We start from the raw sequence: 23158 nt of genomic DNA, 5'->3' as shown, positions 1-23158 counted from the left end.
CGGCTCGCCGCCGGCGCACCCGTACATGGCCACCGCGTCGAATCCCTCACCCTCACCACTACGACTCGGACAAACGTCACCCGCCCCGCCCCGCCCTACCGTGGACCCGCAACCCCGCACACGCACACACCCCCCAACGCGGAAGGGCCGGGACTCCACAATGACTTCCACCCACGCCTTCTGGCTCGCCGGCCGCCAGGCCACCGGCGAGGCCGGCTTCGACGTCACGTCCCCCTGGGACGGCAGCAAGGTCGGCACGGTGAGCGTGCCGACCGACGCCCAGGTCGAGGAGGCCGTGGCCGCCGCGTACGCCGTACGGGACGAGTTCGCCGCCACCCCCGCCCACACCCGCGCCGCCGCTCTGGACCACGTCAGCCGCCGGCTGGCCGAGCGGACCGAGGAGATCGCCCGCCTGATCTCCGCGGAGAACGGCAAGCCGATCAAGTGGGCCCGCGGCGAGGTCGGCCGCGCGGTGTCCGTCTTCCGCTTCGCGGCCGAGGAGGCCCGCCGCTTCAACGGCGGCGAGGCCCAGCGCCTGGACACCGACGCCGGCGGCCAGGGCCGGCTCGCCCTCACCCGCCGCTTCCCCAAGGGTGTCGTCCTCGGCATCGCGCCGTTCAACTTCCCGCTGAACCTGTGCGCCCACAAGATCGCCCCCGCGATCGCCGCCGGTGCCCCGATCATCCTGAAGCCGGCGCCCGCCACCCCCCTCTCCGGCCTGATCCTCGGCGAACTGCTCGCCGAGACCGAGCTGCCCGCCGGCTCCTGGAGCATCCTCCCGGTGCCCAACGACAAGATGCCCGCCCTCGTCCAGGACGAGCGGCTGCCGGTCATCTCCTTCACCGGTTCCGAGACGGTCGGCTACGCGATCATGGACTCGGTGCCGCGCAAGCACTGCACCCTGGAGCTGGGCGGCAACGGCGCGGCCGTCGTCCTCGGCGACTGGGCGAGCGACGAGGACCTGGACTGGGCCGCGACCCGCATCGCGACCTTCTCCAACTACCAGGGCGGCCAGTCCTGCATCTCCGTGCAGCGCGTGATCGCCGACGCCGCGGTGTACGACCGTCTCCTGCCCCGCGTCGTCGCCGCCGTCGAGGCCCAGGTCACCGGCGACCCGAACGACGACAAGACCGACGTCGGCCCGCTGGTCAGCGAGGACGCCGCCAAGCGCGTCGAGGCGTGGGTACGCGAGGCCGTCGACGCCGGCGCCACCCTGCAGACCGGCGGTCAGCGCGACGGCGCCACGTACGCGCCGACCGTGCTCACCGACCTCCCGGCCGACACCACCCTCGCCTGCGAGGAGGTCTTCGGCCCCGTCCTGAGCGTGCAGAAGGTGAACGGCGAGGCCGAGGCGTTCGCGGCCGTCAACGACTCCAAGTACGGCCTCCAGGCGGGCGTGTTCACCCACGACCTCCAGGTCGCCTTCCGCGCCCACCGCGCCCTCGAGGTGGGCGGCGTCGTCATCGGCGACGTCCCCTCCTACCGCGCCGACCAGATGCCGTACGGCGGCGCCAAGCAGTCCGGCGTGGGCCGCGAGGGCGTGAGGTTCGCGATGGACGACTACACCTACGAGCGGGTGCTGGTCCTGACGGGCCTCGCCCTCTGACCCACCCCGAGAAGGCCGACGGCCCGAGCCCACTGTGCGGGGGCTCGGGCCGTCGGCATGTACCGGGGTTGGTCTTCACCGTGTGATCGGTGATGGTGGGACGGCCCGCTGTCTCCGCGTGGGACAGGCCCCACGCGATCCGTGCCGATGACGACGACGGTTCGGAAGTCGGGGGCCCGGCACCCGTAGGTACCGGTGCCGGGTCCCCTCCTCATGCCGGCGTTCTCCGGACCCTCAACCGGAGAAGCCGACGTGCGCGAGCCGCAGAGAGCCGCGCAGCCTGATGCGGAGATCGTGGAGGCCCTCGGCGGCCAGGGCGGCGCCGAGTTCCACGTAGTCGTACGGTCCCGGCGTGGCCGTCTCGAGTGACAGCACCGCCACCGACGGACCGCCGTCGAGGGCGATCTCCACGGTGCCCTCGCCGCCTGCCACCGCCACCGTGACCCCCCTGGCTCCGGATCCGAAGTCGCAGGCGCGGTAGAGCAGTTCGCCCGTCCTGCCCTCCGCCGGCGTCACCGCGTCGCCCGCGACCTTCGTCCGGTCGACGATCTCCGTGCCGCTCTGCTCGTCGAAGTCGACCGCCTCCAGGCCGCGTTCGAGGACCGTGCGCGGCGCGGCGGGCTCGCCGTCGAGGAGCACGGTCGTCGACAGGCGTACGTCCTCGCTGGAGGCCCCCACCAGCAGGGCGTACGCGCCCGGCTCCAGCCGCAGGCGGTCGTGTGCCACGTCCCAGAACGCCAGCGCGGACAGCGGGACTTCGAAGTCCACCTCCGCCGTGGCGTCCGGGGCGAGGGTGAGCCGGCGGTGGGCCATCAGCTCGCGGCGCGGGCGGGGGACCGACGGGTCCTCGGCACGGACGTACAGCTGGGCGACCTCGTCCGCGGCGACGTCCCCCGTGTTGGTGACGGTGAAGGACACGGCGACCTTCCCGTCCCCCTCCCGCACGGCCAGGTCCGCGTACCGGAACGACGCGTACGACAGGCCGTGGCCGAACGGGAACAGCGGCGTCCCCTCGAAGTACAGGTAGGTCTGGCGACCGCCGATCACGTCGTAGTCGAGCAGATCGGGCAGGTCGGCGTCGTCGGCGTACCAGGTCTGCGGGAGCCGCCCGGCGGGGGAGACGTCGCCGGCGAGGACCCGGGCCAGCGCGGTGCCGGCCGCCTGGCCGCCGTGCGCGGTCCACAGCACCGCCGGGAGCGGCCGGGCGTCCACCGCGTACGGATACGCGGAGACCAGCGTCAGCACCGTGTTCGGGTTGGCGGCGCGGGCCGCGCGCAGCAGCCGTCCCTGGTGGGCGGGGAGCCGCAGCGTCGTACGGTCCTCGGTCTCCCGGCCGTTGATGTGCGGGTCGTTGCCCGCCACCACCACGACCACGTCCGCCTCCGCCGCGACCCGCGTCACCGCGTCCTCGCCGCGCTCGGCGACGACCAGCTCGAAGACCTCGGGCGTCTCGTCGCCGGACGAGGGGCCCGGGGCGGCAACCTTCACGCCGTCGGCGGCGACACAGACAGGACGACCCGTCCCCGTGTGCCGGAGGAGGTGCCCGCTGCCGTGCGGTTCCAGACGGAACGTCTCCTGCACCACCCAGCCGCCGGGCTGGTCGGCGGAGGCCCGGACGAAGCCGTCCTCGGCGACCGACAGATACCGCCCGTCGGGCGCGCGCAGCGTGAGGACGCCCTCGCCCCAGTCGACGAGGGCGAGTTCGGTGCCGGTGGCGTCGGTGGTCAGCGGCGGCAGGTCGGTGCGGCCGGCGAGCAGGGCCGGGTCGAGGGCGCCCTCGGCGCCGCGCGCCTCGTCGGCGGAGGGGGAGTCGTCCGACGGGGGCACGTGCAGGAACGTACCGGCCGCGGTCCGCAGCCGGATGCGGTCCACGCCCTCCGCGAAGCTCACCCGCTCGGCGCCGAACCGCTCGTACAGGCCCTCCAGCGGAGTGGAGCGGTGGATCAGCGTGCCGCTGTACCAGTCGAGCTTGCACTCGTCGGCGAGCAGGCCGACGACCGCGACGCGGGTGTCGGGGGCCAGCGGCAGCACGCCGTCGTTCTTGAGCAGGACGACCGCCTGCTCGGCCGCCTCCCGCGCGAGCTCGCGGTGGGCCGGGGTGTCGAAGTCCGTCGTGTCCGCGTACGGGTCGTGCTCCGGGTCGAACTCGCCGAGCCGGAAGCGGACCGACAGCTGCCGGCGCACGGCCTCGTCGATGTCGGCCTCGGTCAGCAGGCCCTGCTCCAGCGCGCCCCGCACCCGCGCGACGATCTTCGAGGAGTCCGTGCCGTGGTCGGTGAAGCTGTCCACCCCGGCCCGCAGCGCGGCGGCCGTCGCCTCCTCGTGGGTGTCGAAGTAGTGCTCGGAGTCGACCAGGTTGGAGGGTGCGCCCGCGTCCGAGCAGACCAGGAGGTCGTCCTCGGTCCAGGTGCGCAGCTGCTCCCGCAGATACGGGGAGACGTGGTTCGGACGGCCGTTGACCAGGTTGTACGCCGGCATCACCCCGGCCACCGCACCCGCCTCGACCGTCTCGCGGAAGGCGCGCAGGTCGTACTCGTGCAGGACCCGCGGGCGGACGGACGACGAGGCCGTGTCCCGGTCGGTCTCGTTGTTGTGCGCCAGCCAGTGCTTGAGGACGGGCGCGGTGCGCCAGTACGTCGGATGCTCGCCGCGCAGGCCGCGGGTGTAGGCGGTGGCGATGGCCGAGGTGAGCTTCGGGTCCTCGGAGTAGCCCTCCTCGCCCCGGCCCCACAGGGGGTGGCGCAGCAGGTTCACGGTCGGGGACCAGACGTTGAGGCCGACGCGCTCGTCGCGGGCGCGCATCGCCCGGGCCTCCTTGGACACGGCCTCGCCGATCCGGCGTACGAGGTCCTCGTTCCAGGTGGCGCCGATCCCCACGGCCTGCGGGAACACGGTCGCCGGGCCCATCCAGGCCACGCCGTGCAGGGCCTCCTGGCCGGTGCGGAAGGCGGCGATGCCGAGCCGCTCGACGGCCGGGGCGAACTGGTGCAGGAACGCCGTCTTCTCGTCGAGCGTGAGCCGCGACATCAGGTCGTCGACGCGCTTCGCGAACGGCAGGTGCGGATCGCGGAAAGGCGGCGTGGGCGGCGTGGGTGCGGTCACGTGGAGTTCCCCTTGCGATGGAGCGGCGAGGCGCTTTCGAAGCGCTTCGATGCTCATTCCATACAGGGGTGGGTGTCAAGGCACTTGGGCGCATCACCTCCGACTTCTCATCCCAACCCAGGCGTCACATGAGCGGGTTCGGGCGAGCTTCTCCCGGGATACCTCGGAGGAATTCTGGAATCGACTCTTGTGCACCCCCAGGCGTTCACTTAACCTCGCAGCAACATCGAAGCGCTTCGACTACGAGGCTCCCACCCGGAAGTGCACCTCCAGGTGCGACGGAAGCCGGGCATTCCTCCGAGGACCGCTTCAGCTCAGCCAGTTCCACTCGAGACACCGCAGCCGACGGCCACCGCCGGGTGTCCTGGTGCGCCACGAAGGGTTGACGCAATGACGCCGAACGCCGCCTCCGCCCCGAGCCGGAGAAAGTTCCTCGCCTCCACGGCGGTCGCCACCGCAGCGGTGGCCGGAGGGATGCCGCTGCTCTCCGCCTGCGGCGGGGGGTCCGACGGCGGCTCGCGCGACGGCACCACGTCCGGCAAGGACGCCAAGAAGCTGCTGCCGGCGTACGTGGCCAGCAACGTGGTCACCCCCGACATTCCGAGCAAGAACGGCTCCGCGGTCGGTTTCACCAGCAAGCTCGACCTCGCGGACCTGAAGACCTCGGTGCCGAAGAAGCTCGGCAAGGGCGGCCGGGTCACCGTCATGTCGCCGTTCTGGGGGTCCCCGCCCAAGGCGGACAACGCCTACTACAAGGCGATGAACGACCTCATCGGCGTCGACGTGGTCTGGCAGAACCAGGACGGCAACACCTACGACCAGAAGCTCGGCGCGGTCCTCGCCTCCAGCGAGGTGCCCGACGTGGTGGTCGTGCCCGGCTGGAACATGACCGGCAAGATACCCAGCGCCATCATCGGCAAGTTCGCCGACCTCGGCCCGTACCTCTCCGGCGACGCGGTCAAGGAGTACCCGAACCTCGCCGCGATCCCCACCGACGCCTGGCAGCGGTCCATCTTCGGCGGCAAGCTGCTCGGCCTCCCGATGCCGTCCTCGTACGTGTCCGGCATCGTGCCGCTGTACCGGCAGGACGTCTTCGAGAAGGAGGGCTACGAAGTCCCCCGGTCCTGCGACGAGTTCATGGCGCTGGCCAAGGACGCCACCAACGCGAAGGCCAAGCGCTGGGCCTGCCTGGACATGAAGTGGACCGCCTTCAACGCCTTCGGTGTGCTTTCCGGCAACGAGAAGTCGCTCGGCTGGAACCAGGTCGACGGCAAGCTGATCTACCGCGCCGAGACCGACGAGTACCTCGAGGCGCTGGAGTGGACGCGCAAGCTGTTCGCCGCCGGGGTCGTGCACCCCGACGCCAAGCTCGGCAAGAGCAACGCCACCGACCCCGGGCCCAAGTTCGCCGCCGGCGAGTTCCTCGTCTACAACCAGGACATCTCCCAGTGGTGGAGCCGCACCGCGGAACAGGCCACCCAGAATCCCGAGTTCAAGATCTGGGGCATGGACTTCTTCGGGCACGACGGCGGCGACCCCACGCTGTGGGCGCAGAACCCGGCCAGCATCTTCGCCTTCGTCAACAAGAAGGCGTCCGAGTCCGTGATCCGCGACGTGCTGGCCGTCGCCAACGTCACCGCCGCGCCGTACGGCACCAAGGAGTACATGGCCACCAACTACGGCGTCGAGGGCACCCACTACACCGTCAAGGACGGCGTGCCCACCAAGACCGACCAGGGCAACATCGACGTGATGAACGCCTTCGTCATGGTGGCGAGCCCCGCGGCGACCATCGCCCACCCCGACTTCCCCGAGGTCGCCAAGGGGCAGGTCGAGTGGCAGCAGCGGATGGGCGCCTTCACCAAGAAGCCCACGTTCTACGGCATGCAGATCGTCGAGCCCGCCCGCTACACCAACCTCTCCAACGACTTCGAGCAGCTGGAGGACGACATCGTCCGCGGCCGCAAGAAGATCAGCGACATGCAGCAGGCCGTCTCCGACTGGAAGAGCAAGGGCGGCGACGAACTGCGCGACTGGTACAAGAAGCTGCTCGACGAGAACGGCACGGCGGCGAACTGACCGGTACCGAGGCAAGGAGAACGGCCGTGTCCCACAGCACGGTGCCCCGGACCAGGGCCGAGGCCGACGCGACGAAGAAGACCCCGGCGGCGTCCGACGACGCCGCCGGACCCCGCAAGGGAAAGCCGCACTCAGGGAAGCTGAGCCTCGGGCTGAGGTTCCGACGCGACCGCGTCCTGATACTGATGACGCTGCCGGCCGTCCTGCTGGTGCTGCTCTTCAACTACGTACCGATCCTCGGCAACGTCGTCGCCTTCCAGGAGTACGACCCCTACATCAGCGACAACGGGATCGTCTCCATCCTGCACAGCCCGTGGGTGGGCCTGGAGAACTTCCAGCGCATCTTCGAGGACTCGGCCTTCTGGAACTCCGTACAGAACACCCTGGTGCTGTTCGTCCTCCAGCTGGTGCTGTACTTCCCGATCCCGATCCTGCTCGCGCTGCTCATCAACAGCGTGGTCCGGCCGCGGGTGCGGGCGATCTCGCAGGCCATCCTCTACCTGCCGCACTTCTTCTCCTGGGTGCTGGTCATCGCCGTCTTCCAGCAGCTGTTCGGCGGTGCCGGGCTGCTGTCCCAGCTGCTGCGCGACCACGGGTACGACGGCCTCAGCCTCATGACCGACCCGGAGACCTTCAAGTTCCTGGTCACCGCGCAGAGCGTGTGGAAGGACGCCGGCTGGGGGATCATCGTCTTCCTCGCCGCGCTCGCCTCGGTCAGCCCCGACCTGTACGAGGCCGCCGCGATGGACGGCGCGAACCGCTGGCGGCGCATGTGGCACGTCACGCTGCCCGCGCTGCGTCCGGTGATCGCCCTGTTGCTGGTGCTGCGCGTCGGCGACGCCCTGACGGTCGGCTTCGAACAGATCCTGTTGCAACGCGACGCCGTCGGACCAGGGGCCGCGGAGGTCCTCGACACCTTCGTGTGGTGGAACGGCGTACGCAACCAGGACTTCGGCTACGCGGCCGCCGCGGGACTCGTCAAGGGCGTCATCAGTCTCGGCCTGGTCCTGATAGCGAACAAGGTGGCCCACCTCATGGGCGAGCAGGGGGTGTACAAGAAGTGACCGCCGTGATCGACAAAGCCGCGCGCACACCCGAGCGCACACCGGCGCGGGGGCCCGGCCGGTGGGCGGCCCCGCCCCGCCCGGTGTGGGAGGAGAAGCCCAGCCGGGCCGGACTCGCCGGCAAGGGGCTGGTCCTGCTCCTGGCCTGCCTGGGCATCCTGTTCCCGCTGTGGATCGTCGTCGTCACCAGCCTCTCCTCGCGCAAGGCCATCGACGAGGCCGGCGGGCTGGTGATGATCCCGACGGACATCACCTTCGTCGCCTACCAGGAACTGCTCAGCGGCGGCCAGGTCACCCGCGCCGCGCTCGTCAGCGTCGGCATCACCCTCGTCGGCACCCTCTTCTCGATGGCGGTGTCGGTGCTGTGCGCCTACGGGCTGTCCCGCACCGGCTCACTGGGCCACCGCTGGATCCTGATGACCCTGCTCGCCACCATGTTCTTCAGCGCCGGTCTCATCCCGACCTACCTGCTGGTGCAGTCGATGGGCCTGACGGACACCTACCTCGCGCTCATCCTCCCGAGCGCGATCAGTGTCTTCAACATCCTGGTCCTGCGCGGCTTCTTCATGGGCATCTCGCAGGAGCTGATCGACAGCGCCCGCATCGACGGCGCCGGGGACCTGCGCATCCTGTGGCAGATCGTCCTGCCGCTGTCCCGCGCGGTCGTCGCGGTGATCACGCTGTTCTACGCCGTCGGCTACTGGAGCGCCTGGTTCAACGCCTCCCTGTACCTGAACGACCAGGACATGCTGCCCCTGCAGAACGTCATGATCCAGCTCGTGCAGAAGCAGGAGGCGCCGGTCGGTCTCGGCCAGGCGATCAAGACCGGTGAACTGTCCGGCCTGGCCGTGCAGATGGCCGTCATGGTCATGGCCCTGCTGCCGGTGGCCGTGCTGTCGCCGTTCGTCCAGCGCCACTTCAAGAAGGGGATGCTCACCGGGGCGGTGAAGGGCTGACGCCCTCGCGGCGCCCCTGGAGTCCCTCATGTCCCGCCCTCACAGAGCGAGGTACCTCATGTCCACGCTGCGCCCCAACAGACGCGCCGTGCTCGCCGGAGCGGCGGCCGGTGCTGTCCTGGCCGCCGTGCCTGCCGCCCCCGCACGAGCCCGGGCCGCCGAGGCTCCGGCGGACGCCCCCGCCTACCGCTGGCGCAACGTCGTCATCGGCGGCACCGGGTTCATCACCGGCGTTCTGTTCCACCCCCGCGTCCGCGGGCTCGCCTACGCCCGTACCGACATCGGCGGCGCCTACCGCTGGGACGACCGGGCCGCCCGCTGGATCCCGCTCGTGGACCACCTCGGCTGGGACGACTGGAACCTCCTCGGCGTCGAGGCGATGGCCGTCGACCCCACCCATCCGAACCGGCTCTACCTGGCCTGCGGCACCTACTCCCAGGCGTGGTCGACCAACGGCGCGATCCTGCGCTCCGAGGACCGGGGCAGGACCTGGCGGCGCACCGACCTCACCGTGAAGCTCGGTGCCAACGAGGACGGCCGGGGCACCGGCGAGCGGCTCCTGGTCGACCCGCGCGACAGCGACACCCTGTGGCTGGGCACCCGGCACGACGGCCTCTGGAAGTCGACGGACCGGGGCACCACCTGGAGCCCCGTCACCGGCTTCCCGGCCGCCCCGAACGCCACCGGCCAGGGCGTCACCCTCCTCGTCGCGGCCGGCCGCACCGTGTACGCCGGCTGGGGCGACGCCGACGGCAGCGCCCCGAACCTGTTCCGCACGGCGGACGGCACCACCTGGGCGCCCGTCCCCGGCCGGCCCTCCGGCACCGCGGCCAGGATCCCGATCCGCGCCGCGTACGACCGGCACGCCCGCGAGCTGTACGTGACGTACGCGGACGCGCCGGGCCCGAACGGCCAGTCCACCGGCAGCGTGCACAAGCTGCGCACGGCGAACGGCCGTTGGGCCGAGGTCACGCCGGTCCGGCCGGGCGGCACCGCGGAGGACGGCTCCACCGACAGCTTCGGCTACGGCGGCGTCGCCGTCGACGCCCGCCACCCGGGCACCGTCGTCGTCTCCACCAACAACCGCTGGGCGGCGGTCGACACCCTCTTCCGGAGCACCGACGGCGGGCGCTCCTGGACGTCCCTGAAGGACTCGGCCGTCCTCGACGTGTCCGAGACCCCGTACCTGAAGTGGGGCGAGGAACAGCCCAAGTTCGGCTGGTGGATCCAGGCCGTCGCCCTCGACCCCTTCGACTCGAAGCACCTCGTCCACGGCACCGGCGCCACCCTCTACGGCACCCGCGACCTCCGTCACTGGGCCCCGCAGATCCGCGGCCTGGAGGAGGCGTCCGTGACCCAGCTGATCTCGCCCCCGGCCGGGGAAGCGCACCTGCTCAGCGGGTCTCGGGACATCGGCGTGATGTACCACGAGCGGCTCACCTCGTCCCCGGCGCACGGCATGGCGACGAACCCCGTGTCCGGGTCGGCGACGGGACTCGCGCAGGCCGCGCGCAGACCGGCGTACGTCGTCCGGGCGGGCTGGGGCGATCACGGCAACGGCGCGTACTCCCACGACGGCGGGCGGACCTGGGCGCCCTTCGTGGCCCAGCCCGAGATCGCCAAGAGCGCACCGGGACCGATCGCCACCAACGCCGACGGCAGCGTCCTGCTGTGGTCCTTCGTGCACTGGGACGGCACCAAGCACCCGGCCCACCGCTCGGCGGACAACGGCACGACCTGGACCGAGGTCCCCTCCTTCCCGAAGGGCGCCACGCCGGTCGCCGACCCGGTGGACCCGGCGCTCCTCTACGCGTACGACACCGACACGGGAACGCTGCTCGCCAGTACCGACGGCGGCCGCACCTTCACCGCCCGGGCCACCGGACTGCCCTTGGGCGACAGCCAGTTCAAGCTGGTGGCGGCGCCCGGCCGGTCCGGCGACCTGTGGCTGAGCACCAAGGGGAACGGCCTCCACCGCTCCACCGACGGCGGCTCCACCTTCACCAGGGTCGACAGCTGCTCGGCCTCCCACACCCTCGGTTTCGGCAGGGCCGCCGACGGCGCCGACTACCCGGCGATCTACCAGGTCGGCTCCACCGGGACCATCACCGCCGTCTACCGCTCCGACGACGAGGCGAAGAGCTGGACGCGGATCAACGACGACCGGCACCAGTGGGGATGGACCGGCGAGACGATCACCGGCGACCCCCGCGTCCACGGCCGCGTCTACCTCGCCACCAACGGACGCGGCATCCAGTACGGAGAGCCCAGCTGATGGCCAACCTGTCGGACGTGACCCGCCACCGCATCCTCTACGGCGGCGACTACAACCCCGAGCAGTGGCCCGAGGAGACCTGGCACGAGGACGTCCGCCTGATGCGGGACGCCGGCGTCAACTCCGTCACCCTCGGCGTCTTCTCCTGGGCGAAGCTCGAACCACGCCCCGGCGTGCACGACTTCGGCTGGCTGGACCGTCTGATGGACCTGATGCACACGAACGGCATCGGCGTCGTCCTCGCCACCCCCACCGCCTCGCCCCCGCCCTGGCTGGGCCACCTCCACCCGGACACCCTGCCGCGCGACGAGGACGGCCACACCGAGTGGTGGGGCGGCCGACAGCACTTCTCGCACTCCAGCACCACCTACCGCCACCACGCCGCCACCATCACCGAGGCCCTGGCCGCACGCTACGCCGGCCACCCCGCCCTCACGATGTGGCACATCAACAACGAGTACTGCACGTACGACCACGGCGACGAGGCCGCCACCCGCTTCCGCCGCTGGCTCCAGGAGAAGTACGCCACCCTCGACGCCCTCAACACCGCCTGGGGCACCGCCTTCTGGAGCCAGGGCTACGGCGACTGGGCAGAGATCCTGCCGGCCCGCCGCACCCACTACCTGAAGAACCCCACCCAGGTGCTGGACTTCCGGCGCTTCACCTCCGACATGCTCCTGGAGTGCTACGTCGCCGAGCGCGACATCGTCCGCCGCCACACCCCGCACCTCCCGGTCACCACCAACTTCATGCCGCTCTGGTCCGGCCAGGACGCCTGGCGCTGGGCCGAGGAGGAGGACGTCGTCTCCGTCGACCTCTACCCCGACCCGCGCGACCCCTCCGGCGCCCAGGAGGGCGCCCTGGTCCAGGACATGACCCGCTCCCAGGCACGCGGCCCGTGGATGCTCATGGAACAGGCGGCGGGAGCCGTCAACTGGCGCGGGGTGAACCAGCCGAAGCCGCGTGGACTCAACCGTCTGTGGTCCCTGCAGGCCGTGGCGCGCGGCGCCGACGCCGTCTGCTACTTCCAGTGGCGCCAGTCGAGGCAGGGCGCGGAGAAGTTCCACTCCGGGATGGTCGGCCACGCGGGGGAGCAGGGCCGTACGTTCCAGGAGGTCAAGCAGCTCGGCGCCGACCTCGCGAAGCTCGGCCCGCACGTGGCGGAGAGCCACGTCACCGCCGACATCGCTGTCCTGCACGACTGGCACTCCTGGTGGGCCGGCGCCCACGACGGCCGCCTCTCCACCCGCTTCGACCACACCGACGTCCTGCGCGCCTGGCACCGCGCCCTGTGGAGGGCCCACCTCACCACCGACTTCGCCCACCCGGAACACGACCTGACCGGGTACAGGGCGGTCGTCGTGCCCCAGCTCTACGCCCTCACGGACGCGGCGATCGACAACCTCCTCGCCTACGTCCGTGGCGGCGGCACCCTCGTCTGCGGCTTCCTCACCGGCGTCGCCGACGAGGACGACCGGGTCAGGGCCGGCGGCATGGACGCCCGGCTGCGCGAGCTGTTCGGCATCCGCGTCCTGCACGAGTGGTGGCCGCTGGAGACGGACGAGACGGCCGCCTGCGACGGCTTCCGCGGCACCCTCTGGTCGGAGGAGATCGAACCCGACGGCACCGCCACCGAGACCGTCCCGTACAAGGGCGGCGAGCTCGACGGACTCCCGGCCGTCCTGCGCAAGGGCCGCGCCTGGTACCTCTCGACCCTCCCGGAGCCGGACGCGCTGCGCGACCTGCTCGCCCGCGTCGCCGCCGACGCCGGCGCCCGCCCGGTGCTCGACGCGCTCCCGGCCGACGTCGAGGCCGTACGCCGCGGCGACCTGCTCTTCCTCCTCCACCACGGCCGCGATCCGGTCACCGTCGACGTCCCCGGCACCCACCGCGACCTGCTGACCGACGCGACCGTCACCGACCGCGTCACCCTCGGCCGCTACGGCGTGGCGGTCCTCACGGAGTCGGCCTCATGACCAGTACGCCGGTACACGGCACCTGGGAGCCCGAGCCCGCCGCCCGCTGGGAGGACGCCTTCCTGACCGGCAACGGCCACCACGGCGCCCTCGTCTTCGGCGATCCGAACGCCGACCGCGTCGTCGTCACCCACCACACCCTCGTACGCCCGGGCGGCGACCCCGAGCACCGTCGCCCACCCCGGCTCGCCGCCGGGCTCCCCGCCCTCCAGGACCGCCTGCTGGCCGGCGCAACCGCCGCCGCCGAGTCCTTCACCGACGGCCGCCCGCTGCAATGGGTGCAGCCGTTCCACCCGGCCTTCCAGCTGCGCCTGAACAGACCGCCCGGCGACGCCCACGCCCCCTACCGCCGCTCCGTCGACTTCGCCACCGGCGAGACGACCGCCACCTGCGGCGCCTGGACCAGCCGCGTCCTCGCCTCCCGCGCCGACGACGTGATCGTCCAGCACATCACCGCCCCGGACCTCACCCTCGACCTGTCCCTCGACCCCCGCCTCCCCGGCGCCCCCGCCGGGCTGGGCGTCGGCCACGGCGCCGTCCTCACCCCCGAGGGCGCCCTGCTCAGCCTGCGCGCCCGCTACCCCGGCAGCGACCTGGCGTACACCGGAGTCACCCTGGTCTCCGTCACCGGCGGCACCACGAAACTGGTCCCGCCCGGCGTGCTGGTCGCGGGCGCCACGGAGGTACTGCTCCTCACCCGGGTGCGCCGGCACACCGGCGAGCTGGACGTGACCACCGAGGGCCGCGCCCTGCGCGACCTGCCGGACGGGACGTCGTACGACGGCCTCCTCGACCGCCACCTCGCCCTCCACCGCACCGCCTACGACCGCGTCACCCTCGACCTCGCCGCCGACCCCGCCGAACGCGCCCTGCCGGGCTCGGCCCTGCTGGCCCGCCCCCGCAGCGCGGCCCTGCTGGAGCGGCTCTTCGCCGCCGGCCGCTACCACCTCCTGTCGGCGAGCGGCCTGCTCCCGCCCCGCCTGACCGGCCTGTGGACCGGCGACTGGAACACCGCCTGGTCCGGGGCTTTCACCACCAACGCCAACCTCAACCTCCAGACCGCCTCGGCCGCCGCGGCCGACCTCCCCGAGGTCACCGAGGCCCACGCCGCCCTGGTCCACCGGCAACTGCCCGACTGGCGGGACAACGCCCGCGCGATCTTCGGCACCCGGGGCGTCGTCGCGCCCTCGCACACCGACGGCGAGAGCGGGCACACCTACCACTTCAGCCGCGAGTACCCCCTGCACCTGTGGACGGCCGGCGCCGACTGGCTGCTCAAGCCCCTCGTCGACCACGACGAGACCCACGGCGCCCGCGACCCCCGGACCACCGCCGCCCTCGCCGAAGTCGCCCGCTTCTACGAGGACTTCCTCAAGCGCACGGACGACGACGGCCACCTGGTCGTCGTCCCCTCCTACTCGCCCGAGAACCGGCCGGCGAACGCGAGCTGGGGCACGATCAACGCGGCCATGGACCTCTCCGCCGCCCGGCACGCCCTGCTGACCGCCGCCGACCGCCACCCCGAGGACGCCGACCGCCTGCGCGCCCTCGCCGACCGCCTTCCACCGCACCGCATCAACGCCGACGGCGCCCTCGCGGAATGGGCCCGGCCCGGCCTCCAGGACACCTACGACCACCGCCACCTCAGCCACCTCTACGGCGTCTGGCCGCTCGACGAGATCAACCCGTACGACACCCCCGAGCTCGCCGAGGCCGCCCACCGCGCCCTCGCACTGCGCGGCGCCGAGAACGACTCGGCCCACGGCCACCTCCACCACGCCCTGATCGCCGCCCGCCTCCGGGACGCCGAACGGGTCGCCCACGCCCTCGGCCAGGTGCTCGACGGCGACTACTTCCACGCCTCCCTGATGAGCGCGCACTACCCCCACCGCGACGTCTACAACGCCGACGCCGCCCACGCCCTCCCGGCGGTCCTCATCGAGATGCTGGTGCAGTCCACCCCCGACCGGCTGGTCCTGCTGCCCGCCCGTCCGGCGTCCTGCCCCCAGGGCGAACTCCGGGGCGTGCGCACTCGGTTCGGCGCCGCGGTGGACCTCACCTGGACGCCCGACGGCAGCGCGACGGCCGTCGTGCGCCCGGACCGCACCCGCCGCATCGAACTCAGAACTCCCTCCGGCGCCGAACCTCTCGACCTCGTCGCCGGAGAAGAGCGCGTCATCAGCGTCAAGGCGCGGTAGCAGCAACGCACGTCCCCCCACCCATGGAAGGAAACGCCATGGCACCACGCACGCGCACCACCCGCACTCGCACGCGAGCCCTGACCGCCCTCCTCGCCCCTGCCCTCGCGCTCGGCGCCACCGTCGGCCTCGCCGCCGCCCCCGCCCAGGCCGCCGTCTGGAACTCCTGCGACCAGTGGGGCAACACCACCCTGGACGGCTACACGCTGTACAACAACATCTGGGGCTCCGGCTCGGGCAGCCAGTGCGTCTGGGCCAACTCGGGCACCAACTGGGGCGTCTGGGCCGACCACCCCAACACGGGCGGCATCAAATCCTACCCGAACTCCAAGAAGGTGATCAACAAGCCGATCACCTCCCTCTCCTCGCTCAGCAGCAGCTACAACGTCACGGTCCCGTCGTCCGGCGCGTACAACACGTCGTACGACATCTGGGACACGGACTACGACTACGAGATCATGCTCTGGGTCAACTACAACGGTGCCGTAGGCCCCCTCGGCACCTCGCAGGGAACCGTCAGCCTCGGCGGCCACACCTGGAACGTCTACAAGGGGAACAACGGCGCCAACGAGGTCTTCTCGTTCCTGCGCACCTCGGACTCGAACTCAGGCACGGTGAACATCCTCCCGATCCTGAAGTGGATCAAGGACACCAAGGGCTGGATGGGCAACGAAACCATCGGTGACGTGCAGTTCGGCTACGAGATCACCTCGTCCGCCGGCGGCCTGGACTTCCGCACCAACAACCTGACGGTCAGCGGCGGCTGACCGTTGGCACCCGCGCACCACGACGGAGGGGCCGGTCCCGGGACCGGCCCCTTCGCTCACTCGGCGTCCGCAACGACTGGCAGCCGCGCGCCGTCCCTGAGGAACAGCGGGATGCGGTCCAGCGGCGCGTCCACCGTCACGGCCGCGCCCCCCTCGTACGTCTCACCCGTCCACGCGTCCGTCCAGCGCGCACCCGCCGGAAGGTACGTCGTCCGGACCGTGGCGCCCGCCGTCAGCACCGGTGCGACCAGCAGATCCCGGCCGAAGAGGTACGCGTCGTCCACCGCCCAGGCCGCCTGGTCGTCGGGGAACTCCAGGAACAGCGGCCGCATCACCGGCAGCCCCTCCTCGTGCGCCTGGCGCATGACGTCCAGGACGTACGGCTTCAGGCGCTCGCGCAGCCGCAGGTACCGCTCCAGGACCGGGTACGCCTCCTCGCCGTACGACCACACCTCGTTCGGGCCGCCGGTCATGTCCGGGCCCAGCGGCATGCCCGGGTCGCGGAAGCCGTGCAGGCGCATCAGCGGGGACAGCGCGCCGAACTGGAACCAGCGGATCATCACCTCGCGGTACGCCGGGTCGTCCGGGTCACCGCCGTGGAAGCCGCCGATGTCCGTGTTCCACCAGGGGATGCCGGACAGGGCGGTGTTGAGTCCGGCCGCGATCTGCCGGCGCAGGGTGGCGAAGTCGGTGCCGATGTCGCCGGACCACAGGGCGGCCCCGTGGCGCTGACTGCCCGCCCATGCCGAGCGGTTGAGGGTGATCACCTCGTCGACGCCGGAGGCGCGCAGGCCCTCGTCGAAGGCGCGCGAGTTCTCGGCCGGGTAGAGGTTGCCGACCTCCAGGCCCGGGCCCGCCCAGTAGCGCAGGTTCTCCGCGAAGCCGGGCTTCAGCTCTGGCTCGCAGGCGTCCAGCCAGAAGGCCGTGATGCCGTACGGGTCGAGGTAGTTCTCCTTGACCCTGGACCACACGAACTCCCGGGCCTCGGGGTTGGTGGCGTCGTAGAAGGCCACCTGGACCGTCGAGGCCACCTCCTTGTCCGGCCAGTCCGCGTGCGCCATCGGGCCGTACTGCGTGCCGATGAAGTAGCCGCGCTGCTCCATGACCGGGTGGTTCTCGGAGAGCGGCGACACCGACGGCCAGACGCTGACGACCAGCTTGATGCCCAGCTCGTCCAGCTCACGGACCATCGCCGCCGGGTCCGGCCACTCGGTGGGGTCGAACTTCCACTCGCCCAGGTGCGTCCAGTGGAAGAAGTCGCAGACGATCGCGTCGATCGGCAGCCCGCGCCGCTTGTACTCCCGGGCCACGGCGAGGAGTTCGTCCTGTGTGCGGTAGCGCAGCTTGCACTGCCAGAAGCCCGCCGCCCAGGCCGGCAGCATCGGGGTGCGGCCGGTCACCGCGCTGTAGCGGCGCTGCGTGTCGGCCGGGGCGCCGGCCGTGATCCAGTAGTCGATCTGGCGGGCCGAGTCGGCGACCCAGCGGGTGCCGTTGTACGCCAGCTCCACGCGGCCGATCGCCGGGTTGTTCCACAGCAGTGTGTACCCGCGGCTGGAGGTGAGGACCGGGATGCCGACCTCGGCGTTGCGCTGGACCAGGTCCACGACCAGGCCCTTCTGGTCGAGCCGGCCGTGCTGGTGCTGGCCTAGGCCGTACAGCTTCTCGTCGTCGTAGGCGGCGAACCGCTGCTCCAGCCGGTGGTACCCGTTGCCGACCGCCGTGTAGAGGCGCGGGCCGGGCCACCAGAAGTGGGCGCGCTCCTCGGCGAGCAGTTCACCGCCGTCGGCGGTCCGCACGAAGCGCACCTGCCCCTCCGGGCCGACCTCGACGGTCAGCGCGCCGACGGTCAGCGAGCCCTGCCCGTCCTCGATCTTGACGGTGCTCTCGGTCGCGGGCGCCTCGGGCAGCAGGGCGCCGGGCAGCCCTTCCAGCACCGGGCCGCCGAGCCGGGCCCGGACCCGGACCGCGTCCGGCCCCCACGCCTCGATCCGGAGGGTCTCCTGACGGCCGCTCCACTCCAGCGCACCGTCCCGTTCGCGGAACGTGCCGACGGTGGGGGAGGACTGGGCGAGGCTGACCTTGGGCTGTGTCTCGGCAGGCAGATTCACGGGGCAGGCTCCTGGAGGAGTGCGGAGGAGTGCGGGGAGTGCGGAGGACAGTGCGGACATGACGGTGCCCTGGCACGGGCCGAGCGGTGACGAGTGAGGGAGCGGTTCACGTCCGGCCGGGCGCCGCTCCCGAGCCGGGCCCGTGACCGAGCCGGCTGCTCACGGCGGGACTGGTGCGAGCCGGACCGGTGCCGGCCCCGGGCCGGCTACGGCCGCACGGGCGCCGGGCCCGAGCTGGCCCGCACGGTCAGCTCCGGCGCGAGCAGCACGACCTCGTCGCTGCCCCGGCCGTCGAGCTTGGCGACCAACTGCTCCACGGCATGCCGGCCCATCTCCTGCGCGGGCACGGCGACCGACGTGAGCCGCACCGAGGCCTGGGTGGCGACCTGCTCGGGGCAGACCGCGACCACCGACACGTCCTCGGGCACGGCGCGGCCCTGCTGGCGCAGCAGGGCGAGCAGCGGCTCGACCGCCGACTCGTTCTGGACGACGAACCCCGTGGTGTCCGGACGTTCGTCGAAGACGCGGGCGAGGGTGGCGGCCATCGCGTCGTACCCGCCCTCGCAGGGGCGGTGCAGCAGCCGCAGTCCCAGTTCCCGCGCGCGGGTGCGCAGCCCGTCGAGGGTGCGCTCGGCGAAGCCGGTGTGCCGTTCGTAGACCGCCGGGGCCTCGCCGATGACGGCGATGTCCCGGTGTCCCAGCCCCGCCAGGTGCTCCACGCACAGCGCGCCGGTCGCCCTGAAGTCGAGGTCGACGCAGGTCAGTCCGGCGGTGTCGGCGGGCAGGCCGATCAGCACGGACGGCTGGTCGGCCCCCACTCTCGACTTCGCTCGAGCGGGGGGACCCCCATCGCGCAGCAGGGGCAGGCGCTCGTCGTCGAGCTCGACGTCCATCAGGATCATCGCGTCGGCGAGCCCGCTGCCGGTGACGCGGCGCACCGCGTCGGGGCCCTCCTCACCGGTCAGCAGCAGGACGTCGTACCCGTGGGTGCGGGCGCTGGTGGCTACCGCGATGGCGATCTCCATCATCACCGGCACGTACATGTCCGTGCGCAGCGGGATCATCAGCGCGATGATGTTCGACCTGCTGCTGGCCAGGGCCCGGGCACCCGCGTTCGGGTGGTATCCGAGCGTTCGGATGCTCTCCTCGACCCGCTGGCGGGTGGTGGTGGAGATGGACCGCTTGCCGCTGAGGACATAGCTCACCGTGCTCGCCGAGACTCCGGCGTGCTGGGCGACCTCGGCGAGGGTGACCATCCAGCTCTCCAAGCTCTTTGAAGCGCTTCGACAGCGCGCGGGGTGGGCAAGGGCGGGTGAGGGTGGTTCGACAGTAGCCCCAGCGGGGGTGGGTGTCCATAGGCTGTCGAAGCGCTTCGACAGCTTTTGAGTCGTCGACGAGTCTTGAGGTCTCCCGCCACCGTCCCGCTCCGCCGAACGGCCGCACGAAGGGTGGTGGGGTCGCGACGAATCGGGTAAATACGATCGGGTAGCACCGACAGGTAACGTACGCCCGCAAGTTCGCACATGTCGATCTTTCCGGGAGTCCCCGAACCCCTATTCGCGGCGAGGTGAGCCTCATGTCCGCACCAACCACCCCACCCTCCCGACCCACCGTCACCGAACGTGAGGCCCGCCAGGTCGCGGAGGCGGCCCGCGAACAGGACTGGCGCAAGCCCAGCTTCGCCAAGGAGCTGTTCCTCGGCCGCCTCCGCCTCGACCTCATCCACCCCCACCCGCTCCCCGCCGACGAGGACGTCCAGCGCGGCGAGGAGTTCCTCGCCAAGCTGCGCGACTTCTGCGAGACGAAGATCGACGGGTCCGTGATCGAGCGCGACGCACGGATCCCCGACGAGGTGATCACCGGGCTGAAGGAGCTGGGCGCCTTCGGCATGAAGATCGACACCAAGTACGGCGGCCTCGGTCTCACCCAGGTCTACTACAACAAGGCCCTCGCCCTGGTCGGATCCGCGAATCCCTCGATCGGCGCGCTGCTCTCCGCGCACCAGTCGATCGGTGTGCCGCAGCCGCTGAAGATGTTCGGCACCCAGGAGCAGAAGGACACCTTCCTGCCGCGCTGCGCCCGCACCGACATCTCGGCGTTCCTGCTGACCGAGCCGGACGTCGGCTCGGATCCGGCCCGCCTGGCGACCGCCGCCGTCCCCGACGGGGACGACTACGTCCTCGACGGCGTGAAGCTGTGGACGACCAACGGAGTCGTCGCCGACCTGCTCGTCGTCATGGCCCGGGTGCCGAAGTCGGAGGGCCACAAGGGCGGCATCACCGCCTTCGTCGTGGAGGCCGCCTCCGAGGGCATCACGGTCGAGAACCGCAACGCCTTCATGGGCCTGCGCGGCCTGGAGAACGGCGTCACCCGTTTCCACCGGGTGCGCGTCCCGGCCGCCCACCGCATCGGCCCCGAGGGTGCCGGCCTCAAGATCGCCCTCACCACCCTCAACACGGGCCGCCTCTCCCTCCCCGCCATGTGCGTCGGCGCCGGCAAGTGGTGCCTGAAGATCGCCCGCGAGTGGTCGGCGGCGCGCGAGCAGTGGGGCAAGCCGGTCGCGCTGCACGAGGCCGTCGGCTCCAAGATCTCCTTCATCGCGGCGACCACCTTCGCGCTGGAGGCCGTCCTCGACCTCTCCTCCCAGATGGCCGACGAGGACCGCAACGACATCCGCATCGAGGCCGCCCTCGCCAAGCTCTACGGCTCCGAGATGGCCTGCCTGATGGCCGACGAGCTGGTCCAGATCCGCGGCGGCCGGGGCTTCGAGACCGCCGCCTCCCTCGCGGCCCGCGGCGAGCGCGCGGTGCCGGCCGAGCAGATCCTGCGCGACCTGCGCATCAACCGGATCTTCGAGGGCTCCACCGAGATCATGCACCTGCTGATCGCGCGCGAGGCCGTCGACGCCCACCTCTCGGTCGCGGGTGACCTGATCGACCCCGACAAGAGCCTGTCCGACAAGGCGAAGGCGGGCGCCCAGGCGGGCGTCTTCTACGCCAAGTGGCTGCCGAAACTCGTTGCAGGCTCGGGCCAACTCCCGCGTTCGTACGGGGACTTCCACCCGTCCGGCCACCCCGACCTGTCCGGCCACCTGCGTTACGTCGAGCGCAGTGCCCGCAAGCTCGCCCGCTCCACCTTCTACGCCATGTCCCGCTGGCAGGGCCGCATGGAGACCAAGCAGGGCTTCCTCGGCCGGGTCGTGGACATCGGCGCGGAGCTGTTCGCGATGAGCGCCGCCTGCGTCCGCGCCGAGCACCTGCGCGCCGAGGGCGACCACGGCCGCGAGGCCTACCAGCTCGCCGACGCCTTCTGCCGCCAGGCCCGCCTCCGCGTCGAGGAACTCTTCGGCCGCCTGTGGAGCAACACCGACGACGTCGACCGCAAGGTCGTCAAGGGTGTGCTGGGCGGCGCGTACGAGTGGCTGGAACAGGGTGTCGTCGACCCGTCCGGCGACGGCCCCTGGATCGCGGACGCGACCCCGGGCCCCTCCCAGCGGCAGAACGTCCACCGCCCCATCAGGTGACCCCACCGACCCCGGCGCGCCCGCCCCTCGGCCCGCGCGCCGGCGCCGGACGGCCCCCGGCAGCCGCTCCCGGCAACCCACACCCCGCCCCCACCCACCCCGGCTCCGCCCGCCCCCCGGCTCTGCCCACCCCAAGGCTCCGCCCACCCGCGGCCCCGTCCGCCCCCGGCTCCGGGCCCCCTGACACCCGTGCGAGGGACGCGCTGTCCTCCCGCAGGGCGCTTGCGGCCACAATGGGGGGATGAGCGACAGTCCAGCCCCCCTCGCCGACCCGCACCTCGTCTACGACCCCGTGGCGGGCGACGGCCCCAAGGACGTGGTGATCCTCGGGTCCACCGGGTCGATCGGGACCCAGGCCATCGACCTCGTGCTGCGCAACCCGGACCGCTTCCGGGTCACCGCCCTGTCCGCCAACGGCGGCCGGGTCGCCCTCCTCGCCGAGCAGGCGTACCGGCTGAGGGCGCGGACTGTCGCCGTCGCCCGTGAGGACGTCGTACCGGCGCTGCGGGAGGCGCTCGCCGCACAGTACGGCGCGGGCGAGCCGCTCCCCGAGATCCTCGCCGGACCGGACGCGGCCACCCAGGTCGCCGCCTCCGACTGCCACACGGTCCTCAACGGCATCACCGGCTCCATCGGCCTCGCCCCGACCCTGGCCGCCCTGGAGGCGGGCCGCACCCTCGCGCTCGCCAACAAGGAGTCGCTCATCGTCGGCGGTCCGCTGGTGAAGGCCCTCGCCAAGCCCGGACAGATCATCCCGGTCGACTCCGAGCACGCCGCCCTCTTCCAGGCGCTCGCCGCCGGCACCCGCGCCGACGTGCGCAAGCTGGTCGTCACCGCCTCGGGCGGCCCGTTCCGCGGCCGGACCAAGGAGCAGCTGGCCGACGTCACCGTCGAGGACGCCCTGGCCCACCCCACGTGGGCCATGGGCCCGGTGATCACGATCAATTCCGCGACCCTCGTCAACAAGGGCCTGGAGGTGATCGAGGCCCACCTGCTCTACGACATTCCCTTCGACCGCATTGAGGTGGTCGTGCACCCGCAGTCGTATGTCCACTCGATGGTTGAGTACACGGACGGATCGACGCTCGCCCACGCCACGCCCCCCGACATGGGCGGGCCCATCGCCGTGGGCCTCGGCTGGCCCGAGCGCGTCCCCGACGCCGCACCCGCCTTCGACTGGAGCAAGGCCTCGACCTGGGAGTTCTTCCCGCTCGACAACGAGGCCTTCCCCTCGGTCAACCTGGCCCGGCACGTCGGGGAACTCGCGGGCACGGCCCCGGCGGTGTTCAATGCCGCCAACGAGGAGTGCGTCGAGGCGTTCCGCTCAGGCGCGCTGCCGTATCTCGGGATCATGGAGACCGTCACGCGGGTGGTCGAGGAACACGGCACCCCCCGTACGGGAACCTCGCTCACCGTCGCGGACGTCCTCGAAGCGGAGGCCTGGGCGCGCACCCGGGCCCGGGAACTGGCGGCACAGACGGCGGAGGCCCGTGCATGACGACCC

At 71.9% G+C, this 23158-nt stretch carries 13 protein-coding genes; 10 read left to right on the top strand and 3 right to left on the bottom strand.

Features of this window, described 5'->3' with window-relative positions; genetic code table 11:
* The first annotated feature begins 160 nt into the window (after positions 1 to 160).
* Positions 161 to 1606 (top strand): aldehyde dehydrogenase family protein, encoded by a 1446-nt coding sequence (locus ACIGO6_RS30575; protein ID WP_399882016.1) that lies wholly within the window; start codon positions 161 to 163, stop codon positions 1604 to 1606.
* A 234-nt stretch (positions 1607 to 1840) separates the two neighbouring features.
* On the opposite strand, the gene ACIGO6_RS30570 is transcribed toward ACIGO6_RS30575, so the two are convergent.
* Positions 1841 to 4708: a glycoside hydrolase family 3 C-terminal domain-containing protein gene (locus ACIGO6_RS30570; protein ID WP_399882014.1), complete on the bottom strand. Its 2868-nt coding sequence runs from the start codon at positions 4706 to 4708 to the stop codon at positions 1841 to 1843.
* Positions 4709 to 5098: 390 nt separating this feature from the next.
* On the opposite strand from ACIGO6_RS30570, the gene ACIGO6_RS30565 reads away from it, so the two are divergent.
* From ACIGO6_RS30565 to ACIGO6_RS30535, 7 genes are read left to right on the top strand one after another with little or no spacing between them, the layout of a single operon-like run.
* Positions 5099 to 6787 (top strand): extracellular solute-binding protein, encoded by a 1689-nt coding sequence (locus ACIGO6_RS30565; protein ID WP_399882012.1) that lies wholly within the window; start codon positions 5099 to 5101, stop codon positions 6785 to 6787.
* A gap of 26 nt (positions 6788 to 6813) precedes the next feature.
* Positions 6814 to 7851, top strand: coding sequence for an ABC transporter permease (locus ACIGO6_RS30560; protein WP_399882010.1), 1038 nt, complete (start codon positions 6814 to 6816; stop codon positions 7849 to 7851).
* Positions 7848 to 8807 carry a carbohydrate ABC transporter permease gene (locus ACIGO6_RS30555; RefSeq protein ID WP_399882008.1) on the top strand — a complete coding sequence of 320 codons (960 nt, stop codon included), beginning with the start codon at positions 7848 to 7850 and terminating at the stop codon, positions 8805 to 8807. The genes ACIGO6_RS30560 and ACIGO6_RS30555 overlap by 4 nt, the downstream gene beginning before the upstream one ends.
* 58 nt (positions 8808 to 8865) lie before the next feature.
* Positions 8866 to 11082: a WD40/YVTN/BNR-like repeat-containing protein gene (locus ACIGO6_RS30550; RefSeq protein WP_399882006.1), complete on the top strand. Its 2217-nt coding sequence runs from the start codon at positions 8866 to 8868 to the stop codon at positions 11080 to 11082.
* Positions 11082 to 13058, top strand: coding sequence for a beta-galactosidase (locus ACIGO6_RS30545; protein WP_399882004.1), 1977 nt, complete (start codon positions 11082 to 11084; stop codon positions 13056 to 13058). Before ACIGO6_RS30550 ends, ACIGO6_RS30545 begins: the two co-directional genes overlap by 1 nt.
* Positions 13055 to 15256: a glycosyl hydrolase family 95 catalytic domain-containing protein gene (locus ACIGO6_RS30540; RefSeq protein ID WP_399882002.1), complete on the top strand. Its 2202-nt coding sequence runs from the start codon at positions 13055 to 13057 to the stop codon at positions 15254 to 15256. The genes ACIGO6_RS30545 and ACIGO6_RS30540 overlap by 4 nt, the downstream gene beginning before the upstream one ends.
* 38 nt (positions 15257 to 15294) lie before the next feature.
* Positions 15295 to 16023 (top strand): hypothetical protein, encoded by a 729-nt coding sequence (locus ACIGO6_RS30535; protein ID WP_399882000.1) that lies wholly within the window; start codon positions 15295 to 15297, stop codon positions 16021 to 16023.
* 56 nt (positions 16024 to 16079) lie between these two features.
* Here the strand turns inward: ACIGO6_RS30535 and ACIGO6_RS30530 are convergent, their stop codons facing one another.
* Positions 16080 to 18131, bottom strand: a complete 2052-nt coding sequence (locus tag ACIGO6_RS30530) for a TIM-barrel domain-containing protein (protein WP_399881998.1) — start codon at positions 18129 to 18131, stop codon at positions 16080 to 16082.
* A gap of 206 nt (positions 18132 to 18337) precedes the next feature.
* Positions 18338 to 19387: a LacI family DNA-binding transcriptional regulator gene (locus ACIGO6_RS30525; RefSeq protein ID WP_399881996.1), complete on the bottom strand. Its 1050-nt coding sequence runs from the start codon at positions 19385 to 19387 to the stop codon at positions 18338 to 18340.
* Between the two features lie 320 nt (positions 19388 to 19707).
* Here ACIGO6_RS30525 and ACIGO6_RS30520 point away from each other — a divergent pair, with 320 nt between their 5' ends.
* Entirely contained in the window at positions 19708 to 21654 is a 1947-nt protein-coding gene (locus tag ACIGO6_RS30520) for an acyl-CoA dehydrogenase family protein (protein WP_399881994.1), read from the top strand.
* A gap of 241 nt (positions 21655 to 21895) precedes the next feature.
* Entirely contained in the window at positions 21896 to 23152 is a 1257-nt protein-coding gene (gene dxr / locus ACIGO6_RS30515; RefSeq protein ID WP_399881992.1) for a 1-deoxy-D-xylulose-5-phosphate reductoisomerase, read from the top strand.
* The last annotated feature ends 6 nt before the right edge of the window (positions 23153 to 23158 follow it).

Origin of the sequence: Streptomyces sp. NPDC053750, assembly GCF_044544295.1 — a bacterium.
Taxonomy (GTDB): Bacteria; Actinomycetota; Actinomycetes; order Streptomycetales; family Streptomycetaceae; genus Streptomyces.
The sequence above is the reverse complement of the archived record's forward strand: the minus strand, read 5'-3'. Positions and strand labels throughout refer to the sequence as shown.

What these genes read in the sequence shown, in the direction of transcription:
- ACIGO6_RS30535 (WP_399882000.1), top strand. Translation starts at nt 15,295, where the DNA reads ATGGCACCACGCACGCGCACCACCCGCACTCGCACGCGAGCCCTGACC.
- ACIGO6_RS30575 (WP_399882016.1), top strand. Translation starts at nt 161, where the DNA reads ATGACTTCCACCCACGCCTTCTGGCTCGCCGGCCGCCAGGCCACCGGC.
- ACIGO6_RS30520 (WP_399881994.1), top strand. Translation starts at nt 19,708, where the DNA reads ATGTCCGCACCAACCACCCCACCCTCCCGACCCACCGTCACCGAACGT.
- dxr (WP_399881992.1), top strand. Translation starts at nt 21,896, where the DNA reads ATGAGCGACAGTCCAGCCCCCCTCGCCGACCCGCACCTCGTCTACGAC.
- ACIGO6_RS30545 (WP_399882004.1), top strand. Translation starts at nt 11,082, where the DNA reads ATGGCCAACCTGTCGGACGTGACCCGCCACCGCATCCTCTACGGCGGC.
- ACIGO6_RS30565 (WP_399882012.1), top strand. Translation starts at nt 5,099, where the DNA reads ATGACGCCGAACGCCGCCTCCGCCCCGAGCCGGAGAAAGTTCCTCGCC.
- ACIGO6_RS30525 (WP_399881996.1), bottom strand. Translation starts at nt 19,387, where the DNA reads ATGGTCACCCTCGCCGAGGTCGCCCAGCACGCCGGAGTCTCGGCGAGC.
- ACIGO6_RS30540 (WP_399882002.1), top strand. Translation starts at nt 13,055, where the DNA reads ATGACCAGTACGCCGGTACACGGCACCTGGGAGCCCGAGCCCGCCGCC.
- ACIGO6_RS30550 (WP_399882006.1), top strand. Translation starts at nt 8,866, where the DNA reads ATGTCCACGCTGCGCCCCAACAGACGCGCCGTGCTCGCCGGAGCGGCG.